The organism is Bradyrhizobium sp. 87 (assembly GCF_023073015.1).
Classification (GTDB): domain Bacteria; phylum Pseudomonadota; class Alphaproteobacteria; order Rhizobiales; family Xanthobacteraceae; genus Bradyrhizobium; species Bradyrhizobium canariense_D.
Window position 1 is genome coordinate 203,776 of the sequence record NZ_JADPIQ010000090.1, and the last position, 22,154, is coordinate 225,929.

At 61.5% G+C, this 22,154-nt stretch carries 18 protein-coding genes and 2 pseudogenes; 10 read left to right on the forward strand and 10 right to left on the reverse strand.

What is annotated here, in order from left to right:
* Positions 1-7: 7 nt before the first annotated feature.
* On the reverse strand, positions 8-1,615 hold the full coding sequence (locus tag IVB50_RS23645; protein WP_247297446.1) for a multicopper oxidase family protein: 1,608 nt from the start codon (positions 1,613-1,615) through the stop codon (positions 8-10).
* A 232-nt stretch (positions 1,616-1,847) separates the two neighbouring features.
* On the opposite strand from IVB50_RS23645, the gene IVB50_RS23650 reads away from it, so the two are divergent.
* Genes IVB50_RS23650 through IVB50_RS23660 form a run of 3 tightly spaced genes read left to right on the forward strand, consistent with a single transcriptional unit; the run spans position 1,848 to position 5,766 of the window.
* On the forward strand, positions 1,848-4,619 hold the full coding sequence (locus IVB50_RS23650; RefSeq protein ID WP_026233146.1) for a molybdopterin cofactor-binding domain-containing protein: 2,772 nt from the start codon (positions 1,848-1,850) through the stop codon (positions 4,617-4,619).
* The gene (locus IVB50_RS23655) at positions 4,616-5,140 is read left to right on the forward strand and encodes a (2Fe-2S)-binding protein (protein ID WP_018456342.1); all 525 of its coding nucleotides are present in this window, start codon (positions 4,616-4,618) and stop codon (positions 5,138-5,140) included. Before IVB50_RS23650 ends, IVB50_RS23655 begins: the two co-directional genes overlap by 4 nt.
* 8 nt (positions 5,141-5,148) lie before the next feature.
* Positions 5,149-5,766, forward strand: coding sequence for an Isoquinoline 1-oxidoreductase subunit (locus IVB50_RS23660; protein WP_247297677.1), 618 nt, complete (start codon positions 5,149-5,151; stop codon positions 5,764-5,766).
* A 117-nt stretch (positions 5,767-5,883) separates the two neighbouring features.
* On the opposite strand, the gene IVB50_RS23665 is transcribed toward IVB50_RS23660, so the two are convergent.
* Positions 5,884-7,980 carry an autotransporter domain-containing protein gene (locus IVB50_RS23665; protein ID WP_247297448.1) on the reverse strand — a complete coding sequence of 699 codons (2,097 nt, stop codon included), beginning with the start codon at positions 7,978-7,980 and terminating at the stop codon, positions 5,884-5,886.
* On the opposite strand from IVB50_RS23665, the gene IVB50_RS23670 reads away from it, so the two are divergent.
* Complete coding sequence (locus tag IVB50_RS23670) at positions 7,961-8,575, forward strand: hypothetical protein (protein ID WP_157642964.1); 615 nt, start codon at positions 7,961-7,963, stop codon at positions 8,573-8,575. The two genes, IVB50_RS23665 and IVB50_RS23670, sit on opposite strands and share 20 nt — an antisense overlap.
* An 894-nt stretch (positions 8,576-9,469) precedes the next feature.
* On the opposite strand, the gene IVB50_RS23675 is transcribed toward IVB50_RS23670, so the two are convergent.
* Positions 9,470-9,703, reverse strand: coding sequence for a hypothetical protein (locus tag IVB50_RS23675; RefSeq protein ID WP_143274232.1), 234 nt, complete (start codon positions 9,701-9,703; stop codon positions 9,470-9,472).
* Positions 9,704-10,130: 427 nt separating this feature from the next.
* On the opposite strand from IVB50_RS23675, the gene IVB50_RS23680 reads away from it, so the two are divergent.
* From IVB50_RS23680 to IVB50_RS23695, 3 genes are all read left to right on the forward strand, one after another.
* A complete protein-coding gene (locus IVB50_RS23680) occupies positions 10,131-10,592 on the forward strand; it encodes a hypothetical protein (protein WP_247297451.1) in 462 nt (153 codons plus the stop codon).
* Positions 10,573-10,929, forward strand: coding sequence for a helix-turn-helix transcriptional regulator (locus IVB50_RS23685; protein ID WP_247297452.1), 357 nt, complete (start codon positions 10,573-10,575; stop codon positions 10,927-10,929). Before IVB50_RS23680 ends, IVB50_RS23685 begins: the two co-directional genes overlap by 20 nt.
* 1,224 nt (positions 10,930-12,153) lie before the next feature.
* Positions 12,154-12,777: a class I SAM-dependent methyltransferase gene (locus IVB50_RS23695; protein ID WP_018456335.1), complete on the forward strand. Its 624-nt coding sequence runs from the start codon at positions 12,154-12,156 to the stop codon at positions 12,775-12,777.
* Between the two features lie 82 nt (positions 12,778-12,859).
* Here IVB50_RS23695 and IVB50_RS23700 read toward each other — a convergent pair whose 3' ends face one another.
* The 6 genes and pseudogenes from IVB50_RS23700 to IVB50_RS23720 form a co-directional block, all read right to left on the reverse strand.
* The gene (locus IVB50_RS23700; RefSeq protein WP_039799692.1) at positions 12,860-13,294 is read right to left on the reverse strand and encodes an MAPEG family protein; all 435 of its coding nucleotides are present in this window, start codon (positions 13,292-13,294) and stop codon (positions 12,860-12,862) included.
* 45 nt (positions 13,295-13,339) lie between these two features.
* Positions 13,340-13,825, reverse strand: a complete 486-nt coding sequence (locus IVB50_RS23705; RefSeq protein WP_018456333.1) for an SRPBCC family protein — start codon at positions 13,823-13,825, stop codon at positions 13,340-13,342.
* The gene (locus IVB50_RS23710) at positions 13,822-14,139 is read right to left on the reverse strand and encodes a metalloregulator ArsR/SmtB family transcription factor (RefSeq protein WP_247297454.1); all 318 of its coding nucleotides are present in this window, start codon (positions 14,137-14,139) and stop codon (positions 13,822-13,824) included. The genes IVB50_RS23705 and IVB50_RS23710 overlap by 4 nt, the downstream gene beginning before the upstream one ends.
* Before the next feature lie 202 nt (positions 14,140-14,341).
* Positions 14,342-14,466 (reverse strand): annotated as a pseudogene (locus IVB50_RS42790) (GrlR family regulatory protein); the annotation flags it as partial.
* A 19-nt stretch (positions 14,467-14,485) separates the two neighbouring features.
* On the reverse strand, positions 14,486-15,469 hold the full coding sequence (locus tag IVB50_RS23715) for a dienelactone hydrolase family protein (RefSeq protein ID WP_026233144.1): 984 nt from the start codon (positions 15,467-15,469) through the stop codon (positions 14,486-14,488).
* A 323-nt stretch (positions 15,470-15,792) separates the two neighbouring features.
* Positions 15,793-16,131: a hypothetical protein gene (locus IVB50_RS23720; protein WP_018456329.1), complete on the reverse strand. Its 339-nt coding sequence runs from the start codon at positions 16,129-16,131 to the stop codon at positions 15,793-15,795.
* A 144-nt stretch (positions 16,132-16,275) separates the two neighbouring features.
* Between IVB50_RS23720 and IVB50_RS23725 the strand changes: the two genes are divergently transcribed.
* Complete coding sequence (locus IVB50_RS23725; protein WP_026233143.1) at positions 16,276-17,628, forward strand: IS1182 family transposase; 1,353 nt, start codon at positions 16,276-16,278, stop codon at positions 17,626-17,628.
* A gap of 622 nt (positions 17,629-18,250) precedes the next feature.
* Positions 18,251-18,966: pseudogene (locus IVB50_RS23730) on the forward strand (DUF418 domain-containing protein).
* Positions 18,967-19,377: 411 nt separating this feature from the next.
* On the opposite strand, the gene IVB50_RS23735 reads toward IVB50_RS23730, so the two are convergent.
* Positions 19,378-20,196 (reverse strand): methyltransferase domain-containing protein, encoded by an 819-nt coding sequence (locus IVB50_RS23735; protein WP_018456327.1) that lies wholly within the window; start codon positions 20,194-20,196, stop codon positions 19,378-19,380.
* Between the two features lie 527 nt (positions 20,197-20,723).
* On the opposite strand from IVB50_RS23735, the gene IVB50_RS23740 reads away from it, so the two are divergent.
* A complete protein-coding gene (locus IVB50_RS23740) occupies positions 20,724-22,010 on the forward strand; it encodes a hypothetical protein (protein WP_247297457.1) in 1,287 nt (428 codons plus the stop codon).
* Positions 22,011-22,154: the final 144 nt, after the last annotated feature.

Here is a 22,154-nt window from a genome sequence, read left to right on the forward strand (position 1 = left end):
CAGAAGCTTACGGCTTGTAGACCTCGACCGTCTGCATCATGCCCATCTCCTCGTGGTTCATCATGTGGCAGTGGAGCATGTAGACACCGGTGAAATCGATAAAGCGCGAGCGGAACACGACCACGCCGCCCTTGCGCTCCACGATCACGGAATCCCGCCATTCCGGCACCGCCAGCGCCTTGCCGTTGGCCGAGATCACCTGGAACGGGTTGGTGTGGATGTGGAAGACGTGGTCGTCATGCTCATGCGTATTGACGATGGTCCACTCCTCGACCGCGCCCAGCTTGACCCGCTGATCGATGCGGCCGGGGTCGAACTTCTTGCCGTCGACGAAGAACTCGAATTCCTGCCAATGGCCGGCGGCATCGGCCTCCGGCGCGGTGGCCGACAGCACCACCTTGCGGCGGTTGGTGATCTCGGAGTCCTTGATGGTCGCGAGCGGCGCTGGTGGCAGGGCGCGCGGCAGCTGCATGTCCATCGGCGCGCCTGACACCACGACCCGCGCCAGAGGCCCCACCGGCGAAGGATGCCCCTGGTCGTAGGGCGCCGCGTTGAAGGCGTAGGTGCCGGGGCTGCCTGCTTTCACCAGAATGTCGGCGCGCTGCCCCGGCGCGATCAGGACCTGCTTGAGCGGCTGCATGGCACCGAGCTGGATGCCGTCATAGGCGATCGCATGCAGATCGTGCTTTTCGAGGTCGAGCAGCATGTCGTCCTGATAGGCGGCGTTGAGGATGCGCCAACGCTGCACCTCGCCGGGCCGCATCTCGATCATTGGCCGGCGCTGGCCGTTGATGGCGAGAAAGCGCGTCGCAGTCTCGGGAAACAGCGTCTCGAAATTTTCGACCATGCCGTTGGCATCGTAGACCACCTGGGTCAGCACCATGAGGCGTTCGCGGGCTGTCGCGATCTCGGGGACGTCGGCGAAATCGCCCTCGATGACGACGGCGCCGACCATGCCGGAGGACATCTGGATGTCGGCGCTGCCGTGGTGATGCGGGTGATACCAGTAGGTGCCCCTGGTGTGGTCGGCCGGCAGGGTGATTTCGATGTTGTAGCTGCGGCCCGGCGCCATCGAGCGCATGACGTTGTCGGAAATCCCGCTCGGGCTGGTATGCGCGCCGTGGAAGTGGAAATTGGTGTTGTTGAACTGGTGCGGATGGCTGATGTCGGCCGGCAATCCATCGCGGTTCGGTGGCAAATCGTTGATCATCTTGATGCGCAGGGTTTCGCCGGGCTTCATGCGCAAGGTCGGGCCGGGGCTGCCGCCGTCATAGGATCTGACATAGAGCCGGACGCCGCCGATCTGGCGATAGGCGTAGCCGACCCGCAACGTCGTGCTCAGCACGCCATTGACGGACCGCCGCACCTCGGGCTCGACCAGCGCCTGGTCCATGGCAGGAACGGGCGTTTCAGCGACCATCCGCATGGTCGGCGACATGTCCGCGGTGTGGGACATGCCAGCATGGTCGTGCACGGCGTGCTGGGCGTTCGCGGCACCTGCGAACAGCGACAACGCGCCGGCTTTGAGACCGCAATCGAGCAACTGGCGGCGCGACAATGTCATAGTCCCTGTCACGCTGGTGACTGAAGCTGCACCGTTCGAATCGTGCTGCATTTGCATTTCGCCCCCTGTTGCCTGACGGTCTTCCGTTCGATTCGATTTTAAAGCAAGCTCGAAACCGCAATTCGAGCCGTAAGCGTATCACATTCATTGGTTGTAAACCTCCTCGCCCGTTCTATCGTCAATGAATCGTAACGGATTCGGCGCTCGCGCGGGTCCGTGGCCTGCGTACATCGAATGCTGCCAGCATCCCGATGTTCTCGAAACTCTGTCCAAGGATCTGATCATGACGCCTTCGCGACGTGAGTTCGTGAAGTGGTTATCGGCGGGAGGCATCTCGGTCAGCCTGTCACATCTGGCGTCCGCGGCGGGCGTTCCCTTCGCAGCGCACGAAACGCTGCCTGGACGCGGCAAGTTCAATCCCGCGACAACGGGCGCCGGCCGTGTCGACGGCGTCGCCAAGGTCACCGGTGCGAAGCTTTACGCGTCCGACTTCCGCGCCAACGACCTGCCGGGCTGGCCGCAAGCCACCTCGCACGCCATCCTGGTCCGCGCCAATGACGCCACGCATGTCTATACCGGGCTGGACCTCGGCCGCCTCGGCGGCGCGCTCAAGCCGTCGGTGGTTGTGACAGCCGCCGATCTCGATCGGATCGGGACGCAGGTGCCGGAATTCTATGCGGGCGACCTGTTCTGTCCGATCGGCAAGACGCCGCTTTATCTCGGGCAGCCGGTCGCGCTTTTGATCTTCGAAAAGTTCGATGCCTTCGACCAGGCGCGTCTCGCGCTCCGCGACGGCACGTTCGTCCAATTCGGCGAGGAGACCGGGCCTGTCGTGGTGCCCGATTACGGGGCCTTCCGCTTCACCCGCGTGGCAGGTCCCTCGCCTGACCAACCGGACGTCTATTCGCCGCTCCAGGCCGGCTGGGTCTCGCCCAAGAAGGTGCAGAGCGCGGCGCTGCCGGTGTGGTCGCCGCTCGCGAAGGACACGCCGGCGGATTACGCCAAGGCGGCGAAATATGGCGAGCAGATCCGCGCCGAGCTTGCAGCGGATGACCCATCCATGCTGGTGCTCGACCGCGAGTTCGAGACGCAATCGGTCGACCCGATGTTCCTGGAGCCGGAATGCGGGCTCGCCTGGTACGACGGCAAGGGCGGCAATCTCGAACTGCTGCTCGGCGTCCAGTCGCCCTACGAAGCGGCGGAGTCGATCGCGCATCTCTTCGGCAAGGCCCGCGCGCCCTACAAGCCGGCACACATCAACGCGCAGTTCGCCCATGTCGGCGGCGGCTTTGGTGGCCGCGATCACACGCCTTTCATTCTGTATGTGGCGCTCGCGGCGGTCTGCTTTCCCGGCAAGCCGGTGCGGCTGGCGCATGACCGTTACCAGCAGTTTCAGGCCGGCATCAAACGCCACGCGATCAAGATGCGCTCGCGCATCGGCATCGATCGCGCGACCGGCAAGATCAAGGGGTTCGCTGCCGATCACGTGCTCGACGGCGGCGGGCTCGCCCATTTCTCGGCCAGCGTCGCCGTCGTCGCAGCCACCGGCGCGATCGGCATCTACGACATTCCGAAGGTCGACGTCAGGACCGTCGCGGTGCACTCGCGCGGCGTGAGCGCAGGCTCGATGCGGGGCTACGGCATCCTGCAAGCCATGACGGCGCTGGAGGTCCTGATCGACGAAGCCGCCTCCGAGCTCAAGCGCGACCCGATCGAATTCCGGCGGCGTAACGCGCTGCCGCAGAACGGTCGGACCATGACGGGCAATCCCTACATCGTCTCGGTGCGCACGCCCGAAATCCTCGACAAGCTCGAGAAGCACCCGATCTGGCAGCAGCGGGCACAGTTCAAGCAGACCTCGTCGGATCGGCTGGTCGGCACCGGCGTTGCCTGCGTGACGAAAGACTATGGCTCCGGTGCGGACGGCTCGCTCGGACGCGTTGAGCTCGCCCCCGACGGCAGGATCGTCATCTATTGCGATCACGTCGAGATGGGCAACGGCATCGGGACGGCGCTGGCCAACCGGGTCGCCGGCCATCTCGGCGCCATCGCCGACGAGGTCTCGGTCGCTCGCGTCGACAGCTATGACATGCTCGGGCTGGTCACATCAGGCGATCCCTCCACCATGGACCAGAAGACCCAGGACGCCGCGGAGAAAAATCCGCGCTGGGTGCCCGCGATCAGCTCGCCGACGAGCTCCTCGATCGGCGCGCATGTCGGCACGCATTCGGCCGCGGAAGCCGCCCGCGTGATTTTCCGCTTCGGCCTGTGGCCCGCGGCGCTTGAGCTGTGGCGCGTCGCAAAGACCGATCGGCGCGCGGGGCAATGGGACGCCGCAAGCTGGCAGAACGGCCAGCTCACCATGCCCGGCCTCGAACCGCTGGCGCTGCCGGTACTGGCCGCAACAGCTCACGCGCGCGGCTTCGTCACCGGTGCGGTTGCGCACAGCTTCTCGCGCTGGGCGTGGTCGCGGGCACGCTTCCCGGTGTCCGGCGAGCAATACCGCGCCGAGATCGATGCGCTGGCGATCCGCAAAGGCAACGGCAAGTTCGAGCGGATCAACCGCACCAGCGTCAAGATTCCGCCGACCGACAACAACCGGATTGGCACCGCCTACACCTCGATGTGCGGGACGGTCGTCCGCGTCGAGATCGAGCGCGCAACCGGGAGCTTGCGCATCGCCAAGGCCTACAGTGTGTTCGAATGCGGCACCGCGCTCGTGCCCGAGGTCGTGATGGGCCAGGCCCAGGGCGGCTTCGCCATGGGCGTCGGCTACGCGCTGCTCGAAACCCTCCCACCGTTCGAGGGCGGCCCCGGCAACGGCGAATGGAATCTCGGGCGCTATCTGGTCGCACGCGGCTCCGACCTGCCGCTCCGCGATCTCGAGATCGAGATGCTGAAGCCGCTAGTACCGGACGAAGCGCCGAAGGGCATGGCGGAGGTCGTGATGATCCCGATCGTGCCGGCGCTGATCAACGCCATCCACGACGCCACCGGCCATCGCTTCCGTGCGCTGCCGGTCACCGCAAGCCTATTGAAGGGAGTGCTCGCGTGACGACCCTCAGCCTCACCATCAACGGCCAGAAGCACGGCCCGATGGACGTCCGCGACGATCTCTCGATGAACGATTTTCTGCGCGAGATGCTGGGCATGACCGGCACCAAGTTCGGCTGCGGCGCCGCGCAATGCCTGAGCTGCGCCGTCATCATCGATGCGCCCGACGGCACCAGCACCACCAGCCCGACCTGCGTCGCGCCGGCCGTGAATTTCGACGGCAAGTCGATCCGCACCGTCGAGGGGCACGCGCGGGACGGCGAGCTCTCGACCCTGCAAAAGGCCTTCATCGAGCATTTCGCCTTTCAGTGCGGCTATTGCACCGCCGGCTTCCTCAATGAGGGCCAGGTCCTGCTGGAGCGCCTGTCGCGGACACCGGTCGCGCGCGAGGCGCTGGAGCAAACCATCGCGGATGCGCTCGACGGTCATCTCTGTCGCTGCACCGGCTACGTCAAATATCACGAGGCGGTGCGCGACGTGATCCTCGCCGACTCGAAGCGCTACCTCATGGCCACCAAGTGACGCGCATCATGATCTCCGACGTGCGGTTCAAGATGATTGCCGTGGTCGCCGCCCTCGCCGGCAGTTTCGGTGCAGGCTACGCGGCGTCGGAGACGGCAGGTCACGCCCTCGCCTCGCCCGAGAGCTTTGCCTCGATCGGCGACACAGAGAAGCGCTCGGCCGCAATCTTCACCGAGCTCGGCAAGGTGCTGACGCATCCGCGTTGCACCAATTGCCATCCGGCCGGCGACAGGCCGCACCAGGGCGACAATGCCCGCCTGCATCAGCCGCCGGTGACGCGCGGCGCTGACGGCCACGGGCTCGAGGCGATGCGCTGCAACACCTGCCACCAGAAGGCCAATTTCGAGCCCGGCCGCATACCCGGCCATCCCGAATGGCATCTCGCCCCGCGCGAGATGGCCTGGGAGGGCAAGACCGTCGGCGAGATCTGCGAGCAGATCAGGGATCCCGCGCGCAATGGCGGGCGCAAGGTGGAAGACCTGATCGACCATATCGGCCTGGACACCCTCGTCGGCTGGGCCTGGAAGCCCGGCTTCGGCCGCTCGCCCGTGCCGGGCACGCAACAGCAGGCCGGCGCGCTGGTCGAGGCCTGGGTGAAGACCGGAGCGGCCTGCCCGGCGCCGTGACGTCGAAGCGGTCCGTCCCGCGAACGGAGTTCAGTCGAACTTGTAGTTCACGCCGAGCGTCATCAAGTCATGGCACTGCTTGATCGTTTCCAACGGCACCGCTGCCACCCGAGGGGTTCACCACGCATATCGCACCACGCCCTTGCCGGCGTAGCTGCGCGTCACGCTGGAGAACTCGCCTTCGAATGTCGCGGCGGTCGACCAGCCGTTCATCCATCTGGTTTCGGCGGATGCCGTGACCAGCGCGGAGTCGGAAGCCTGCGCCGCGCCGTTGACGAAGAAGCTGGCGCCCGGCAGCGTCTGGAACGTCGCACCGATGCCGCGGTCGGGATTGAAATCATGCGCCCCGGCCACGCGGCCGCGCAGCGTCAGCATCGCGCTCTGCATGGCAAAGGATTTGTCGGCGCGGACGCCGAGTTCGCTGCGCGTGTCGGTCACGCTCTTCGCATTATAAGCGAGTGCAAAGGTGTTGGCGCCCGAGACGACACCTTCCGCATAGGCCGGCAGGCCGAAGGTGGTGAACTGGCCTGCCGCATACGGCGTGAAGCCAATCCCGCCGATCACGGGCACCACGAAGCGGTAGCCGCTCTCGACACGGCCGGACCAGGCATTGGCATTGAACTGCGCGCGCAGGCGATCGATGCCGGCGATGGTGATGGTGCGATCGGTGGTGATGTCCTGCCAACCATAGGCCAGCGCGCCGGAGAGATAAGCCGCGCCCACCGTGTGGCGCACGAAGGCGCCGGCCTGGAACAGGTCGGAGCGTCCGCCGCCGCCGTTGACGACGCTGAAATTGGTGCCGCCGCCGGCAAGTGCAAAGCCGACCAGCGTGTCGCGCGAGATGCGATAGTCGGCGCCGACAGCGGTGCCATAGAGGCTGCTGCTGGTGTTGTTCGAGCCGGCGATCGAGTTGCCGTCGGTTTTCTGCGAGCCGCCGAAGCCGGCCGCCCACACGCTCCAGCGCTGCTGGAACGGCACCGCAGCTGGTGCCTTGGTATAGATCGCCGCCAGCGCGTCGTTCGGGCTGCGCTTCCTCGCGGCATAGGCGAGCGCTTGCTCGTCGGCGTAACCGGTTGCGTTGCCGCCGGCGGTTGCACCGTCACCGCGCCCGGCGATGAACGGATCGGTCATCACCCCCATGAACTGGTTCATCGCATTGAAGGTGGACTGCTGCGACCCGGTCGCGGTTTCGCCGGAGACCTGCGTCAGGGCGGTGGCGAGACCGGAGCCGGTCAGAGCGAACAGCGCGTTGAAGCCCGCCGGCATGTTGGCGCCGGCCAGGAGCGCATTGTCGATTCCGGCCGCGACGTTCTTCTGGTTGATATTGGCATTGGCGGGCAGGTTCGGCGACAGCAGGCCGGGATCGACCGTCAGTAATACCTCGTTGCCGACATAACTCACCCGCGCATTGCGGGCGAAACTGTTGCCGGCGAGAACGCCCGCCGTGTCGAAGGTGCCGTTGACGGTGCCCGCGATCATGATGGTGTAGGTGGTGGTTGCGCTGATGCGCGCCAGCGGATCGACCGTGACCTTGCCCGCAAGGTTGGCGGTGCCGGTCACAACCGTCATGTCGCTCGATGCGCCCGATATCTGCACCAGATAGGTCGATGCCGCCGTCAATGTCAGGCTGCCGCTCACCGTCAGCGTGCCGATCGAATTGCCAGGCGCCAGCGTGCCGCCGTTGACGTTGGTGTTGCCGACGATGCCGCTGCCGCCGAGCGTGCCGCCGGAATTCACGGTGACGCCGCTTGCCGAGGTGATATCGCCGTTGACCGCCAGCGTGCCGCCGTTCACGGTGGTCGCGCCGGTGTATGTGTTGATAGCGGACAGCGTCATCGTGCCGGTACCAACCTTGACGAGTGAGGCGCCGGTGCCGCCGACAGCGCCACCGTCGGCAATGACACCGGTGACGTTGGTGGAGAGGTTGTTGCCGCCGACCGTCAATTCGTTCTGACCAAGGCTGAAGAGCCCGGCGCCATTGATCGAGCCGGCGCTGAGCTTGTGATCATTGTTGGGCCCTGTCGAGTCGCTGAAATCCGTAACGCTCGAAGCGCCGTTGGTGATGGCGGCGTTGCCGCCCGTCGCGAAGTTAGCGAATTCCAGGCTGCCGTTGTTGATGATGGTGGCGCTGCCGGCGGTGCTGGCGTCCAGGAAGTCGAACCCGCCACCGTTGGTAATGGCGGCGCTGCCGGCCGTGCTGGTGTTCGAGAACACCAACGACCCGGCACTGATAGCGATAGTTGCGTTGCCCGCCGTGCTGCTCATGGCAAATGTAAGGCCGTTGCTGCTGGCGATGATGGCGCTGCCGGCGGTGCTGGTGTCGCGGAATTGCAGTAGATTGCTATTGGTGATGCCGGCGCTGCCGGCCGTGCTGCTGTCGCGGAATTGCAGTACCCCGCTAGCGCTGATGGCTGCGCTGCCGGCCGTGCTGCTGTTGCGGAAAATGACGACGCTACCGGCTGCCCCGTTGATGGTGGCGCTGCCCGCCGAGCTGGTGCCGTTGAAGGCAACGGAGCCGCCGACGATGCTGGTGATGGCGGCGCTGCCTGCCGAGCTGCCGTCGCTGAAAACGAGCGAGCCATTGCGGTTGATGATCGTGGCGCTGCCGGCCGTGCTGCTGTTAGCGAAACTGATGGTGCTGCTGAAGCTGTTGGTGATGGTGGCGCTGCCGGCCGTGCTGCTGTCGTTGAAACCGATCGTGATGCCGTTTGCAGTGTTAGTGATGGTGGCGCCGCCCGCCGAGCTGCTGCCGTTGAAAGCGATGGAGCTCCGGAAGCCGCTGTTGGTGATCGTGGCGCTGCCGCCCTGAACGCTAATGCCGGCACCGCTGAAAGTGAGAGTTTGAAGGAAGTTGTGGTTGTCGAGAACATAGTTCGAGGCGCCTGGACTGAAGGTCCAACCGCCGACCGTGGTGTCGGCCGAGAGCGTCAGCGCGGTCGTGTTCGAGCTGCCAAACAATGCGGTGCCGACTGGCACCGTCGCCGGGGCCCAGTTTGCGGCGGTGTTGTAGTCGGCAGTGCCAGGGTTGGCCAGCCAGGTCGCATCCTGTCCCAACGCCGGGACCGCGATCCCGACCAATCCGGTTGATGCCAAAGCCAGCAGCGCGGCCCGTCCGTTCGAAAACCGTCCAAAGCCCGACATTGCCCCACCTGACATCTTGTTGTGAATGCTGCTGCTGTTTTGCAGCCGCGTCGTCGAACCGAGCTTGACCTTCATGACGTAACTCCAGAAACGCTCTTGTTTGCCGTGTCGACGACAGGGAATGTCTCGCGACCGGAGCACGAAACAGAAAAGCGTTGCATGGCTGGATCCTTGAAAACGGCAAACAATCGTCACGGCGCGACGATTGCGAGGCGGGGTGGTATATCGGCAACGTGTTCTGCACGCGCTTAAGTTCTGCGGAGGCCCGCTCAACTATGTCGTTACGCAGAGAGAATCCGTCTTCCCAGTCACCGCGCCGAATATCGCGTCACACGAGGGGTCTGAGAACTACCTAGAAAGGTGGTTCGCTGCGATTTATGAGCGCCGGCGCATCGACTCCGCGGATCGGTTTGCAATCCAGGAGCGCCGTCAATCGCACGACAGGCATATCGGCTCAGGTTGGGAATGCGCGCCCTCGTTGCTCGAAACATGTCCGCAGATGATCCAGGCGGCGGCGTGCACGATGAGGAATGCGGCGGCGACTGCCAGCAGCCAGCCCGTTTCATTGTGGGCATGGGATCGGGCCGCCAATTTTGTTTGCGTCGCTCTGCTCGTCACCATTCTTGTTCTCCGGACGTTTTTTGGCTTCGTTTCCGAGCAAATGCTCACATTGGCGTATGACGCGGCTTGCCAGGCGGCGCCGCGACGCATGCAGTGCCGAGATGATGAAAGCGACGATGCCGTGCTCTTCTGACTCGACGAGCCGATCAGAAACCCGGCAGGCTGGCCGGATCATGAGATTTCCATGCAGATCAACTTCGGAGAACGACGGAAATGCATACAAAAGCGGCTTGATCAGGGAACGCTAACGCCCGGGGCGGATCGACACCCTTGCCGGTGGATGCTGCGCAAAGGCTGAGAGTGTAATCAGCAGCACCGCGGATGACAGGGCGAGGAAAAAACCGCGCCGCCGTCGCCTCTCCGTCCGGCCTTCGCCAGGCCTTTTAGGCCGGCGCGCGCCCGTCGTTGTACGCATCGTCGATCTCCCAATGTCGTTACGCTGAGAGAATCTGTATTCCCGGTAACCGGGCCGATATCGCGCCATTTTGTGCATCTGAGAACTACCTGGAAAGGTGGTTCGCTGTACTTTATGTATGCTCGCGCAGGTCGGAGGCCTCTGGGGTCGCCTCTGAGCTCGGCGGCCGGCACAATCTGGAAATGACATGCATCTCTCCACGGATCCCATCGATCCGCTAAATCAAGACGTCTATGCGCTCTGGGATCAGCTGGCCGACTTCTCGGTCGCCGACAGTGACGCTGCGCTGACCCACCTGCTGTCCGCACTGCGCACCATGTTGTCGGCACGCAATGTGCTGTGGGGCGTGGTCGTGCGATTGCCTTCGCCGAAGCGGACCGATCCCCTGCTCGGCTGGCGTCCGCGTCTCGTCAGGGTGCTGGACCCGATACCGGCGGTGGCGGCATCCGTGCAGAAGCAGTACGATACGCTCTGGTCCGACGACGTCGACCTGTCCCAGATCTTGTCAATGTCGGGCGACGAGCCGTTCCGCGTCCGCCTGCTGTTCGAAACAGCTGCCGCCGGAATGGTTCAAGGGGAAGCACTATCGGCGCCACTATCTGGACGTCGGCTTCGCCGACAGCATCTCCGTGCGCATTGCGCTCAATGACGATTTGAGGATTCGCCTGTTCGTATTTCGTGATGCGCAGCAACCCCGCTTTACGGCACAGGACGGCCAGCGTCTGGGCTTCGTGATGCGCGCCTTGAGATGGTTTCACCGTCAACAATTGCTCAGCCACGGACTGCTCATCGCCAACGCGCCCCTCACACCCGCTGAACGCCGCGTGTTGCTCGGACTGCTCGCCGGGGACACGGAAAGGCAGATCGCGCAGAAGCTCGAGCAAAGTCCGAACACCACGCATTTCCACGTCAAGTCGATCTACGCCAAGTTCGCCGTGCGCAGTCGCCAGTCCCTCGCCGCGCTGTGGCTCGGCAGGCTGCGATAACGGGCTGAAGCCGCAGGGCTGCCCTGGATGCCCTTCCCTTTCTGGCTCGTCTCGGACCTCGCTGAGATGCAGGAAGACGAATACGACAGCCGATCGTTGATCACGTTGGCGCTCGTAGACTTGCCGAGGACAGCCAATTCTCGATTCGATGCGCACTTTCGGTTAGTCCGCTGCGCGGATCATAGCTTCCCGAAGGGGGCCATGGGGCAGCCTGTTTGCATCGCCTTCGAGGCGGTTAGCCTCGAGCATAAGCCTATTCTGCAACGACAATTTGGGTTGTACGGCTTTGGTGCGCATGGTGCTCTCCGGGTAGGAGGCGGGAGCGCGATACTCTCAGTCACCGATAGATGCCGATGGCGGGGCGGTGATCGGCTGAGTCTACGCCCTATATGTGGGTTAAGCCACTGATGCCTTGGACAAGCTGAGCGATTGCGACAAAGAAAGGCAGGACGGGGCTAAAATCAAACCGGGCCACTGAGGTGGGAAACAGGCCAGCGCCCTATCGAGGCCGAAATAGGCCGCTCTGAGTTTCGAAATTCCCCCTAAACGAAAACGCCACCAAGCCCAATAATGCTCAGTGGCGCCACGTTGGAACTGGAAACCGCAATCCTCCAGTAGACATTGGTCGGGACCGCCGGCGTTTAGGTTCAACGCGGCCTCACTGTTGCTCGGGTTTGCAATGGAAAGCGGCCTTCTTGGCAGGCGCAGCTTCGATTAATTCAGTTATGCCAACGAGCGTAATTCGGTCGGTGATACGCGATGCTATGTACTTGTACCGCGCAATGCGCTGGTCGATCTCGTCACATTTCTCACACATAGCTCACCGCGATTGTCAAAGGCGGGAGCGTGCAGGACTCTCTGTCACCGATAAAAGCCAAGGACCGGGCGGCGATCACGAGACTCTAAACCAGATACTCAGTTCCAGATACAGGAACGAATTTGGGCCACTTCTAAATCAATTTGGGCCGGTAGCGTGGGAAACCGGCTCAACGAGGCAATCTTAGAAGTGATCGCCAGCTCGGAATTTGCAGGTCATGGTCCGCCTTGGGTCACCTGACGAGATCGCCGTCCGGGTCTAGAATGCAGACCTCCGGACATCCTGCCGTGGCAGGCCGCGCTGTCGCCGCGCTTCACGCCGGAGCGCCGAGGGCGAGAACACTGAAGGGATGGAGTAATGCTTGCGGTCGAGTATTGGCGGGGTCAGCATGGAAGGGATCGGGTTTCATGACGATTTCAGGCCGGGCGGCCCATTGGGAGAACGTATACGAGAGCAAGGGCGAACGCGAGTTAAGCTGGTTCCAGGAGAGCCCGTCGCCTTCGCTCGAATTGATCGCACTGGCCGCCGCAGAGCTTACCTCACCGATTGTTGACATCGGCGGTGGGGCGGCTCGGCTCGTCGATGCGCTGCTGGCGGCTGGATATGCAGATCTGACCGTCCTTGATCTGTCCGACGCGGCGCTCGCGGCCTCGCGTGCACGGCTCGGTGCCGCTGGCGACGCCGTGCATTGGATCGTCGCCGATGTGACGACGTGGCAGCCAGCGCGCCATCATGACATCTGGCACGACCGTGCAGCGTTCCATTTTCTCACCGCGCCGGAAGAACAAGCGGCTTATGTCGCGTGCGTCCGAAGAACCGTAAAAATTGGCGGTCATGTCATCATCGGCACATTCGCAATCGATGGTCCGGAGAAATGCAGCGGCTTGCCCGTGACACGTCACACCGCTGACAGCATCACCGCACTGCTCGGCGCCGGCTTCACATTGACGGATCATCGGCGTCATAAGCACGCGACGCCGTGGCAATCGGTACAGAATTTCCAGTTCAGCAGCTTCATCAGATCATGCTGAATTTCACGCTGCAGCCCACGTCTGCAGGGCCACAACTTGCGAATTGCACAGATCGCTCGCTTCGGGCCAAAAGCCGCTGTCGTCAGGCGGCCAGCGTTGATACCCTAGGGATGGCTGCCAGGGCGGTTACGGCAATGAGGATGACCGTTACGAGGGCACCTGAAACATAGAGAATGGTTCTGACGCTGCCGCCTTTGGCCGCGTTACCGCCGCGCAAATAGACCGCAACGTGGATCAGACGAATTGCGACATAGACCCATACAAGCGTTGCAAGCGTGACGGGTCTTACCCCTGCCAACGTAGCCAGGACTGTCGGGACGACAAAAGGCGGCAGCGCCTCCACTGCGTTCATGTGGACGCGATCGATCCGGTACAGCAGGTTATCGTCATCCAACGGCAAGACAGGTCCGGAGAGTGCCCCGGCCCAGCCTTTGGAGAATCCTGAATAGACCGCCAGCAAAATTGACAGGAGGCAAAGGGCAAGCACCCCGACAATGCTAAGCCAGTAGGCTGTCATAAGGACCTCCGCAAATGCGATCACGTCGCATAGGTTACGCGGATATCATGCCTCGCGGGCTATCCGCTCGGCGAACCGTTTCAGGTAGAGCGGCCAACCCTGATCGCCTTCAACGCCTTCGCTCACGCCTTCCCTACCTTGGCCATGACGTTCGAGGTGACGGTGCTCAAGTTCCAATCGAGTCCGGCTTGGCGTCTCGGCAATGAACCGCACCTCCCATTCACTGGTCTTGTCTGGATCGGTTTCGATTTGCCAGCGCGGGCTGATGTCCCAGCTTAGAAGCACGCGATTCGGCGGCTCAAAAGCCAACACACGCGCCCAGCGGCATTCGCTGCCGTCGACACCTCGATCATAGATGTGACCGCCGACCCGGGGCTCGAACACGGTCTCTGCGATGGGCACGGAGAGCAGATTGTGCTCGCGTGGTTTGAAGCTGCCGAAGTCTTCCGTAAAGACCTTAAACGCGCGCTCGATAGGCGCCTCAACCACGATCGATTGTTTGATGGGTGCCGCCGATACACGGATGCTCATTTCTGGTCCTCCACTGATTTTTCTCCGGCCACTTTGTACGCAGCCAGTGTGCTGCTCCAGAACCGGTCAAGCCAGGCGCGCATCTGGCTGAGCCCCGCTGGATCGATGTGATAAATGTTGCTGGCTCCCTTCGGCTCGGCACGAACCAAATGAGATTCGCGCAGCACCTTCAGATGCTGAGAGACGGCTGACTGGGAGACAGTCAGTTCACGGGTGAGTTCAACGACAGTGCGCGGCCGCGCGCCCAGCAATGCGAATATTCGTCTGCGGGTCGAATCGCCCAGAGCGGCCAGTTGCACGCTGTCTTTAGCCATGCTTCGCCGAAGGGTTGCCGTTACGGTAGCGGATCTATCATTAGCCATAACTAATGATAAGCATAAACTAATGATCTCGTCAAAACGTGCTGATATTGGGCCAGACGTCAGCTTGGGCTCACTTGCCGACCTCGCCGCGGTCGCACGTCAGGCCTGCGTTACCCTCTCGGCAGACATCCGAGATCTCTGAGTAACCGTTCTGGGCCCGCCTCATCAGCTTGAGCGATGCCGCCAATCGCAGGCTGCGCTTCCCAGCGAGTGCGATGCCTTCGAGCTCGCCGCGAGATAGTAGAAGAACGCATCGCCGCCCAGGATGCGGCCGTCCATCGCGCTCATAGATCGGCTGCTAACGGCTCTCGCCCTGGCGAACGAGAGTCTCTCGAAAGAAATTGATGATGCTGGCGTTGAACTCGCGATGGAATGCCGTCCTGTCGAAACCCGGCGGGTCAGTACAGAAGCGAGGAAGCTTCTCCGCGAACTCTGCCGTGCATGGCGACAGGAAAGCAAAATGACCGGCAGGCACCACGCGCACTTCCTTTTTGCCGGGCAGCGACTGAGCAACGAGCGCTGAGTTTTTCGGGTCTACGCCTGCGCCGCCAAACTCTGATCGCCAGATCAGCAGCGGGATTGTGATGTCTGCCAAGCGGTCAGCGGGAAAGGCAAAGTTAATTGCCGTATCGGCGAGCACTGCGGCTCGGATACGAGGTTCGTGAGGCAAGCTGCTTGGTATGTCGCCGCTACGGAGTTGCTCGCATGCCCGCGTTCGGTTCGCGTCCGAGCAGTAGAGCGCAAATCTCCGGAGATCGGGATTGCCGCCCGCCAACACCAATCCGGTATAGGCGCCGAGCGAAAACCCAAAGAAGCCGATCCTGGAGGAATCAATCGCAGCCCGGTCTTTCCAGTCATTCAAGATGAAATCAAGCAATCGGATAATGCTGGCGGGCCGGGTTGCCAGAATGGAAAGGCTGTCTCGTTGCGAGGAATCGTTTCCATTGTCACCCGGAAGGTTGATCGAGGCGACGACAAATCCAGCGTTTGCCAGGGCCTGCACCGTGTCATCGTGTTGTCCGAACCAACCGCCGCGTCCGTGCGAGACGATCACGAGTGGCAAGTTCGTTCCTGTGACGGGACAGTCCTTCGTACCTTCAATCGATTCAATGAATTGGACAGTGAGTTTGCCGAGGGGCACTCGTTGCGCCGCTGCTGCGCAAGGGTACCATATAGCGCCAGCCAGATTTGGATCGGTATCCAGAAGCTGAACACCGGCAGCTTGCACAGGCGACATCAAGCAGCCGAGTACGGCAGCACAGATCCAATACAGTTTGGCCATCAGTGCCCCCATTCGCCAGCGAACTCTCGGATCAAACTTGGCCGAACTGTGCCGCATTGACTGCCGCTACCAGCCTCGCGCAGCTTGCACGTCGGTCCGCCTCCCGCTGAGCCGCAAGCAAGCAAGATGAAAAGACCAATAAAACGCAGGGAAACGCGCCCATCGCAGCCCCGAACAACATGTGCGCAGCGTAGGTAGAGCTTGCCAAAAGGCAAGCTTCGGCTCTGTGACGTTGTTCACAATTGTAATCTGGCTGGTCGTCCGAACGTCTGCAACGGGTTACAAGCCGACATCGCCGCGAGTCGCAGGGCCAGATACAGGCCCTAACGTTTGCTGGCAAACAGCTTGCGCTGCGCAAGATTAACGTAAGAATCGGGCCAATCGACCTCTCTCTTAGATTCCGGAAGAGATTGCCTCCGGTCGGCATACTCGAAGTACAGCGTCCCGTGGACACCTTGCGCATCGCGCTTCAAAATGGGGCGCCCCCATACGGGCGACAATATTCGCAAAGCCTGCTCTTCCCCAGCGCGTTCGGTAAAGTCCTCAATCAACTCCATGTCTTGGCCCGGGCCGGGAAAGATAGCAGCGAACTCATCATCGGTCGCTTGAAACAAGCTGAACGTCGCGTTGACCGCGCGATCTATAATCTGAATGTTCTTCAAGCTCTCCTCCCGGAATAGACGACCATAGGCTCTCTAGTACCGATGCACCGAAGTCCGCTGCAGGCCGATTCTGTTGAAAAAGTCGGCTGTTGCGGCGCAGATAGATCAGTGATTCAGTCTGTCTAGTTGGCAGGACTGAAGATCATGATGGGGCATCGGCAAGTCGAGCAAGCCGCTTTGTTCTATGAGTTCTCACTTGAGAAGCATATTCCCGCCGATCACCTGCTCAGGTCGATCGACAGGTTTGTTGACCTCGGAGAGATCAAGCGGGACCCGGCACCTTTCTACAGCAACATCGGTCGGCCTTCGATCGATCCGGAGCTCATGATCCGGATGCTGCTGATCGGTTACTGCTTCGGTATCCGGTCAGAGCGGCGCCTGTGCGATGAGGTTCACCTTAATTTGGCCTACCGGTGGTTCTGCCGGCTCGGTCTCGAGGGGGCGGTGCCGGATCACTCGACGTTCTCCAAGAACAGGCACGGCCGCTTCCGGCAAAGCGATCTCTTCCGACGCGTGTTCGAGTGCGTGTTGCGCCGCTGCATCGAGGAGCGGCTGGTCGGCGGTGAAGGGTTTGCAGTCGATGCGAGCTTGATCAAGGCCGATGCCAATCGGCAGAAGGGCATCGAAGGCGACAAGGGACTTCCGCCAGCGGCGGCCGGACGAGCCATCGATGAGTATCTAGCTGTCCTCGACGATGCAGCCTTCGGGGCAGCGACCGAAGTCACCCCCAAGTTCGTGTCGCCCTCCGACCCGGCGGCGCGCTGGACGGGGGCTCACGGTGGCCAAGCCTTCTTCGCCTACTCCACGAACTACCTGATCGACGTCGAGAACGCGATCATCGTCGATGTTGAGGCGACTACGGCGATTCGGCAGGCGGAGGTGCTGGCTGCCAAGCGCATGATTGAGCGCTCGCTCGAACGGTTCGATCTCTATCCAAGCCGGCTCCTCGGCGACAGCGGTTATGGCTCGGCCGAGATGCTCGCCTGGCTGCTCTATGAGCACGGCATCGAGCCCCACGTTACAGTGTTCGACAAGTCGGCCCGCACAGACGGGATCTTCTCGCGCGACGACTTCACCTATGACCATACCGGAGACGTCTATCGTTGCCCCGATGGCAAAGTTCTTACCACGACCGGAACGCTGGTGAATGATGGTGCCACCATGCTTTACCTGGCCAGTAAGCGCGATTGTGATCGCTGCGCATTGAAGCTCCGGTGCTGCCCCACGCAGGCCTCACGGAGGGTGCCACGCTCGATCTACGAGGGCGCTCGCGACATGGCGCGCCAGATCGCAAGATCATGGGAGGGTCGCACTTCTCGTCGGCTCCGCAAGAAGATCGAGATGCTGTTCGCGCACCTCAAGCGCATTCTCAAGCTCGATCGCCTGCGACTAAGGGGTCCGAACGGCGCGCGCGACGAGTTCACCCTCGCAGCCACAGCCCAGAACCTCCGCAAAATGGCCAAGCTGATCCCAATGCCAACCCCAAGGCTCGCATAAGAACTGGTGAGCCCTTCGTCCGCATCGCAACTCGTACCATTACAGCGAACTACTTCGGGCCTTTTTCAACGGAATCGGCCAATACCAGAACTGAACTGGCCCAATCTCCTCCCCCAACCTATAGTGCTCGCGCATGGTCGCCATAAGCTGTGAGAGCCGCTCCGGCCCTGTGAACCCAAGGCAGCGCATCGAAACTATCGATGTGCTTCGCGGCCTGGCGTTGCTCGGCGTCCTTGCTATTAACGTCGTCACTGAATTCCGCGTCTCAATCTTCGAGCAGTTCTTACCCGCCGGGCGACCGGCACCTCCGTTTGACCGCGCGGTCGAGACAGTCTTGATGCTCGCGGTCGATATGAAGGCATTTGCCCTGTTCTCACTGTTATTCGGAGTTGGACTTGCCATTCAATATGAGCACCTCTCGACGAACCCGCATCGCGCGCTTCTGTTGTTTCGCCGTCTGATCGCCTTGCTGACGTTTGGACTGATTCACCTTTTCCTGATCTGGAATGGTGACATTCTTACCGAATATGCGATCGCAGGGTTAGTCGTCCTACCATTCCTGTTTGGCCCCCGCTGGCTGCTTTCATGCGGCGCGGCGACATTCCTGGCGCTGTATTTGGCCATGCAGGTGTGGTCCCCTCCTGGATTGTTTCCCAGCTTGGCTTCGTTGCAAGGCCATGTGCTTGAAGCCAATCAGGTCTATGCAGGGGGCAGCTTCGGGCAGGTGCTGGCGTTCCGGGTCAGCGAAATCCCCGTGATCGTTCCTCTCCACATCTACGTATTCCCGCGGACGATAGGGCTATTTTTGATTGGTGCCCTCGTCTGGCGCAGCAATGCCTTGAGGAAGCGAGATCGTCCACTCCTGTTCTTGACAGCAATCAGCTGTACTGGGCTAGGCGCAGTCTTGATCCTCCTAAGAGTAAGCGGCGTCGTAGCGGGCGCCGGTCTCGGCGCACTGGCCACTCCCACAGGCACGATCCTGCTGGCTTTCGGCTACGGTGCAATGATCATCGCCGTCGCCGATCTGGCGAACGGCAAGCGATTGCTGGGCTGGGCTGCGCCGCTAGGGCGCATGGCATTCACGAATTACCTCGCTCAGTCCATGATCTTTGGCTGGATTTTCTACGGATACGGCCTCGGGCTATTTGGGCAGCTCGGGGCGGCGAAGCACTGGCTATCGGGCTTTTCGTCTACGTCTGCCAGGTATTTGTCAGCGGTTGGTGGTTAGACCGGTACAGGTACGGCCCGGTCGAATGGTTATGGCGGACACTGATGTACGGCATACTGCAGCCGATGTCTCATGATCGTCTGACCAGCTCGAGCAAGCGCCCAGCCTAGGTCTGCCAGGGGTCAAAGGCTGCCCTCTTCAGCCAGCATAACCTTGGTCGGGTCACTTGCACGAAGCGGACATCGCCGCGCTCTGGGCTGAGGTCAGCCACGGGCCAGAAGCGGGCATCGCCAAATGAGCCCCCCGCTCAAGCCTCATCGTGCACGGATGGATGAAGTTCACTCCCCTCAGGACGGTGCATCGCTCGGAGGTCGACGACCGGATGGCATTCGGCTTTGAACTTTAGGAGCTGAAGCTTGGAGGAGTTCGATGGAGCGCTTGATCAGCGCGACCATCGCGGCAGGACTGATAAGTGCAAAAGTGCACAAAAGTTCCCGTGCAAACCGGCGGATCATCCACTCCCTCGGGGGCCGCGCGGCTAGGCCAGCGGTCCGCTAAGGGCCATGCCATCAGCGGACGTATCAAGCGGTTGCGGTGAGTAGGTGAGCTGCTATCGGGAACGATAACCCGCTACTACCCACGTATTTTCCCAACTCCAACTTGGTATCTTCGGCCAGGTGTTCGCGAGCCACCTCGCTTGCTTGCGACACATGACTGGCCAGTGGCGAACCCGCAACATAGCTAAATACAAATCGTTCGACGGATGGAAACTCGATGGCACCGACCCTCCGTTGAACCGTGATATCCTGAAAGTTCGCAGCAGCGACAAGTCGGCTCAGCTGATCGGCATCGGCGAGTCCAAATGGAGCTCGCATGATTGTGGCCGCCGCTGGACCGATGTGGCGCTCCAGTATTTTGGCTAAAGATTCAAACCCGGGACTTTGATCGATGCCGCACCACACCATGAGGGCGAGCCTTCCCCTTGAAGATAGAACTCTGCGCATTTCGCGCAAAGCAGCTGGTCTGTCGGCGAAGAACTGGAGGCCGAGTTGGCAGTACGCAATATCAAACGCGCTGTCAGCGGACGGCAGTTTGTCTGCACTGGCCTCCTGCCATTGAACCGAGGCAGCGTCATCGGCCATCCCGAGCGATCGTGCCACGTTCAACATGCCAGGATTGAGATCGATGCCCGTCACGATCCCGGTAGGGCCCACCTTCACCGCCGCGAGGCGCGCCACTATTCCAGTGCCGCAAGCAATATCGACTACGCGTTCGCCCAGCTTCGGCCGAGCGAGGTCTATCAGGACGGGGGCCCATGGCCCAAACACAGCCGGGACCAACTCCCGTTCGTACACTTCGGGCGCACTACCAGCGACCTGCCACTGACCTTGCTGCTCCATCAGATGATGCCAAAAGGACGTTCGCTCCTGCGCTTATAGCTCAACACAGCGATGTCCGCCACGGGTGGTCAAAAGCGCGTCCGCTCCCTCAGCGAAGTGCAGGCTCTTTTCGAGCTTGACGGCGAAATAGTTGCGAGGGGCGGCGGTGCAATCACAGCCCGATGGCATCGCTCCGCATCTTCGATCTGAAGTCGAAGATTTTCCAGTTCTGAGAGCCGGCAATAGAGGTCGTTGAGCCGAGAGGCCAGCTCAGCTTGAAAGTCCTGCATGATCGCCCCCATTACTCAAATTCGCTACCGAACCGCGAATTAAAGCAGCGGTCGTGCGCGGCTTCATTAAGGCATGTGAATCCCGTTGCGATCCCGATGAGTTCCGAGTATCGGAACCCGACCGTCCACTCCCTCGGGGGGAGCTCGATGCGTCGGACTCCGCGGTGGGTCAATAGCGCCGGTTTCGGCCGTGGGCAGTCAGGGCGGGCGGTCTACCCTCAACTTCAGACATGAGCGGGCACCGCAAGCGCGATTGCGATGGGGCCACTTCCAGACTTCGCCGATGGGTATATAGAATCATCGTCCACCCTGGAGAACGGCCAAGTGGCCCGAATAGAAACCTTCGTCTGGATCGTAATGACCTTCATAATCATTTTAGCCACCGCTCCACTACGGGCTTTGGCAACACCGGAAGCGTCTGCATGCGGGTACCTCGCTAGTCAAATTGATAAGGCGCAGCCAGGGCCGTTGTTTTTGCCCAGCTATCCGACCGTGGAATCGGGGCCTCTCCATGGCGCCGCATACCTCTATGACAATGCGGTGGCTGTCATCGCGTTGGTCGGTTGCGGTGAGCGAGACAAAGCAAGTCGGATGAGCGCGGCGATCCTCTGGGCCGTCGATAATGACCGGACCTGGCATGATGGACGGCTCCGAAACGCTTACGCCGCGGGTGTGGTGGCGAATGGCTCCGCCAAACTTCCGGGTTGGTGGGACAATAATCGGAACGAATGGTTGGAGGATCGATATCAGGTGGGAAGCGATGTTGGTAACATGGCATGGGCCATGTTGGCGTTGCTGTCGATTGATGATGTGAACACCGGCTCCCCGTTTCGCGATGGTGCAGCGCGGCTTGGCGCTTGGGTCGCGCAATGGGCCGATACGCGCGGTACTGGCGGTTTCACGGGAGGTACGTTTGGGCACGAACCGACGCCGGAAGTGCGGACGTGGAAATCGACTGAACATAATACTGACCTCGCCGCCGCGTTTGGTCTTCTTGCGATCCGCACAGGCGATTCGCGCTGGCGCGATAAGGCAACGGTTGCCGAGTACTTTGTAAATACGATGTGGGATCCGGGGTGCGTCTGTTTCGCCGCAGGAACCGCTGAAGACGGTGTCACGCATAATCCGATTTTGGCTCTGGATGCCCAGATCTGGCCTTTAACAGCGCTTCACGGAGCGGCCGGGAAATTTGCATCGGCAATGACGACCGCCGAACAGCGAATGAGTGTCGGCGGAGGCTTTTCTTACGGTGAAGACCGAGACGGTGTGTGGACCGAAGGTACGAGCCAAATGGCTCTCTTGATGAAATTGCTCGGCAAGACGAAGAGGGCAGATTCGCTGATCGCTGTCATCGAATCCCAGAGGTCGCCCGATGGTGGGTTCTATGCCACGACTGTCCGCGCGTTACCGACGGGGTTCGTGTTGGACACCGACCCGACCAAGCCGCGAAACTATTTCCGATTGTCACATCTTGGCGCAGCTTCGTGGGCTGCCCTTGCGGAAGGTGGGTTCAATCCCTTTACGATGACAAAAGGACTTCCCTAGCTGAGCCGCAGTGCTTCTCGTCGAGGCCGTTTCGATATGTCCTGATTTCGATATGTCCGCTTGGGGGTCACTTGCCGACATTGCCGCGGCTCGGACGTCAGGCCTGTTGAGCCACTCGAGCGGAGATCCCAAATCTTTGAGTAA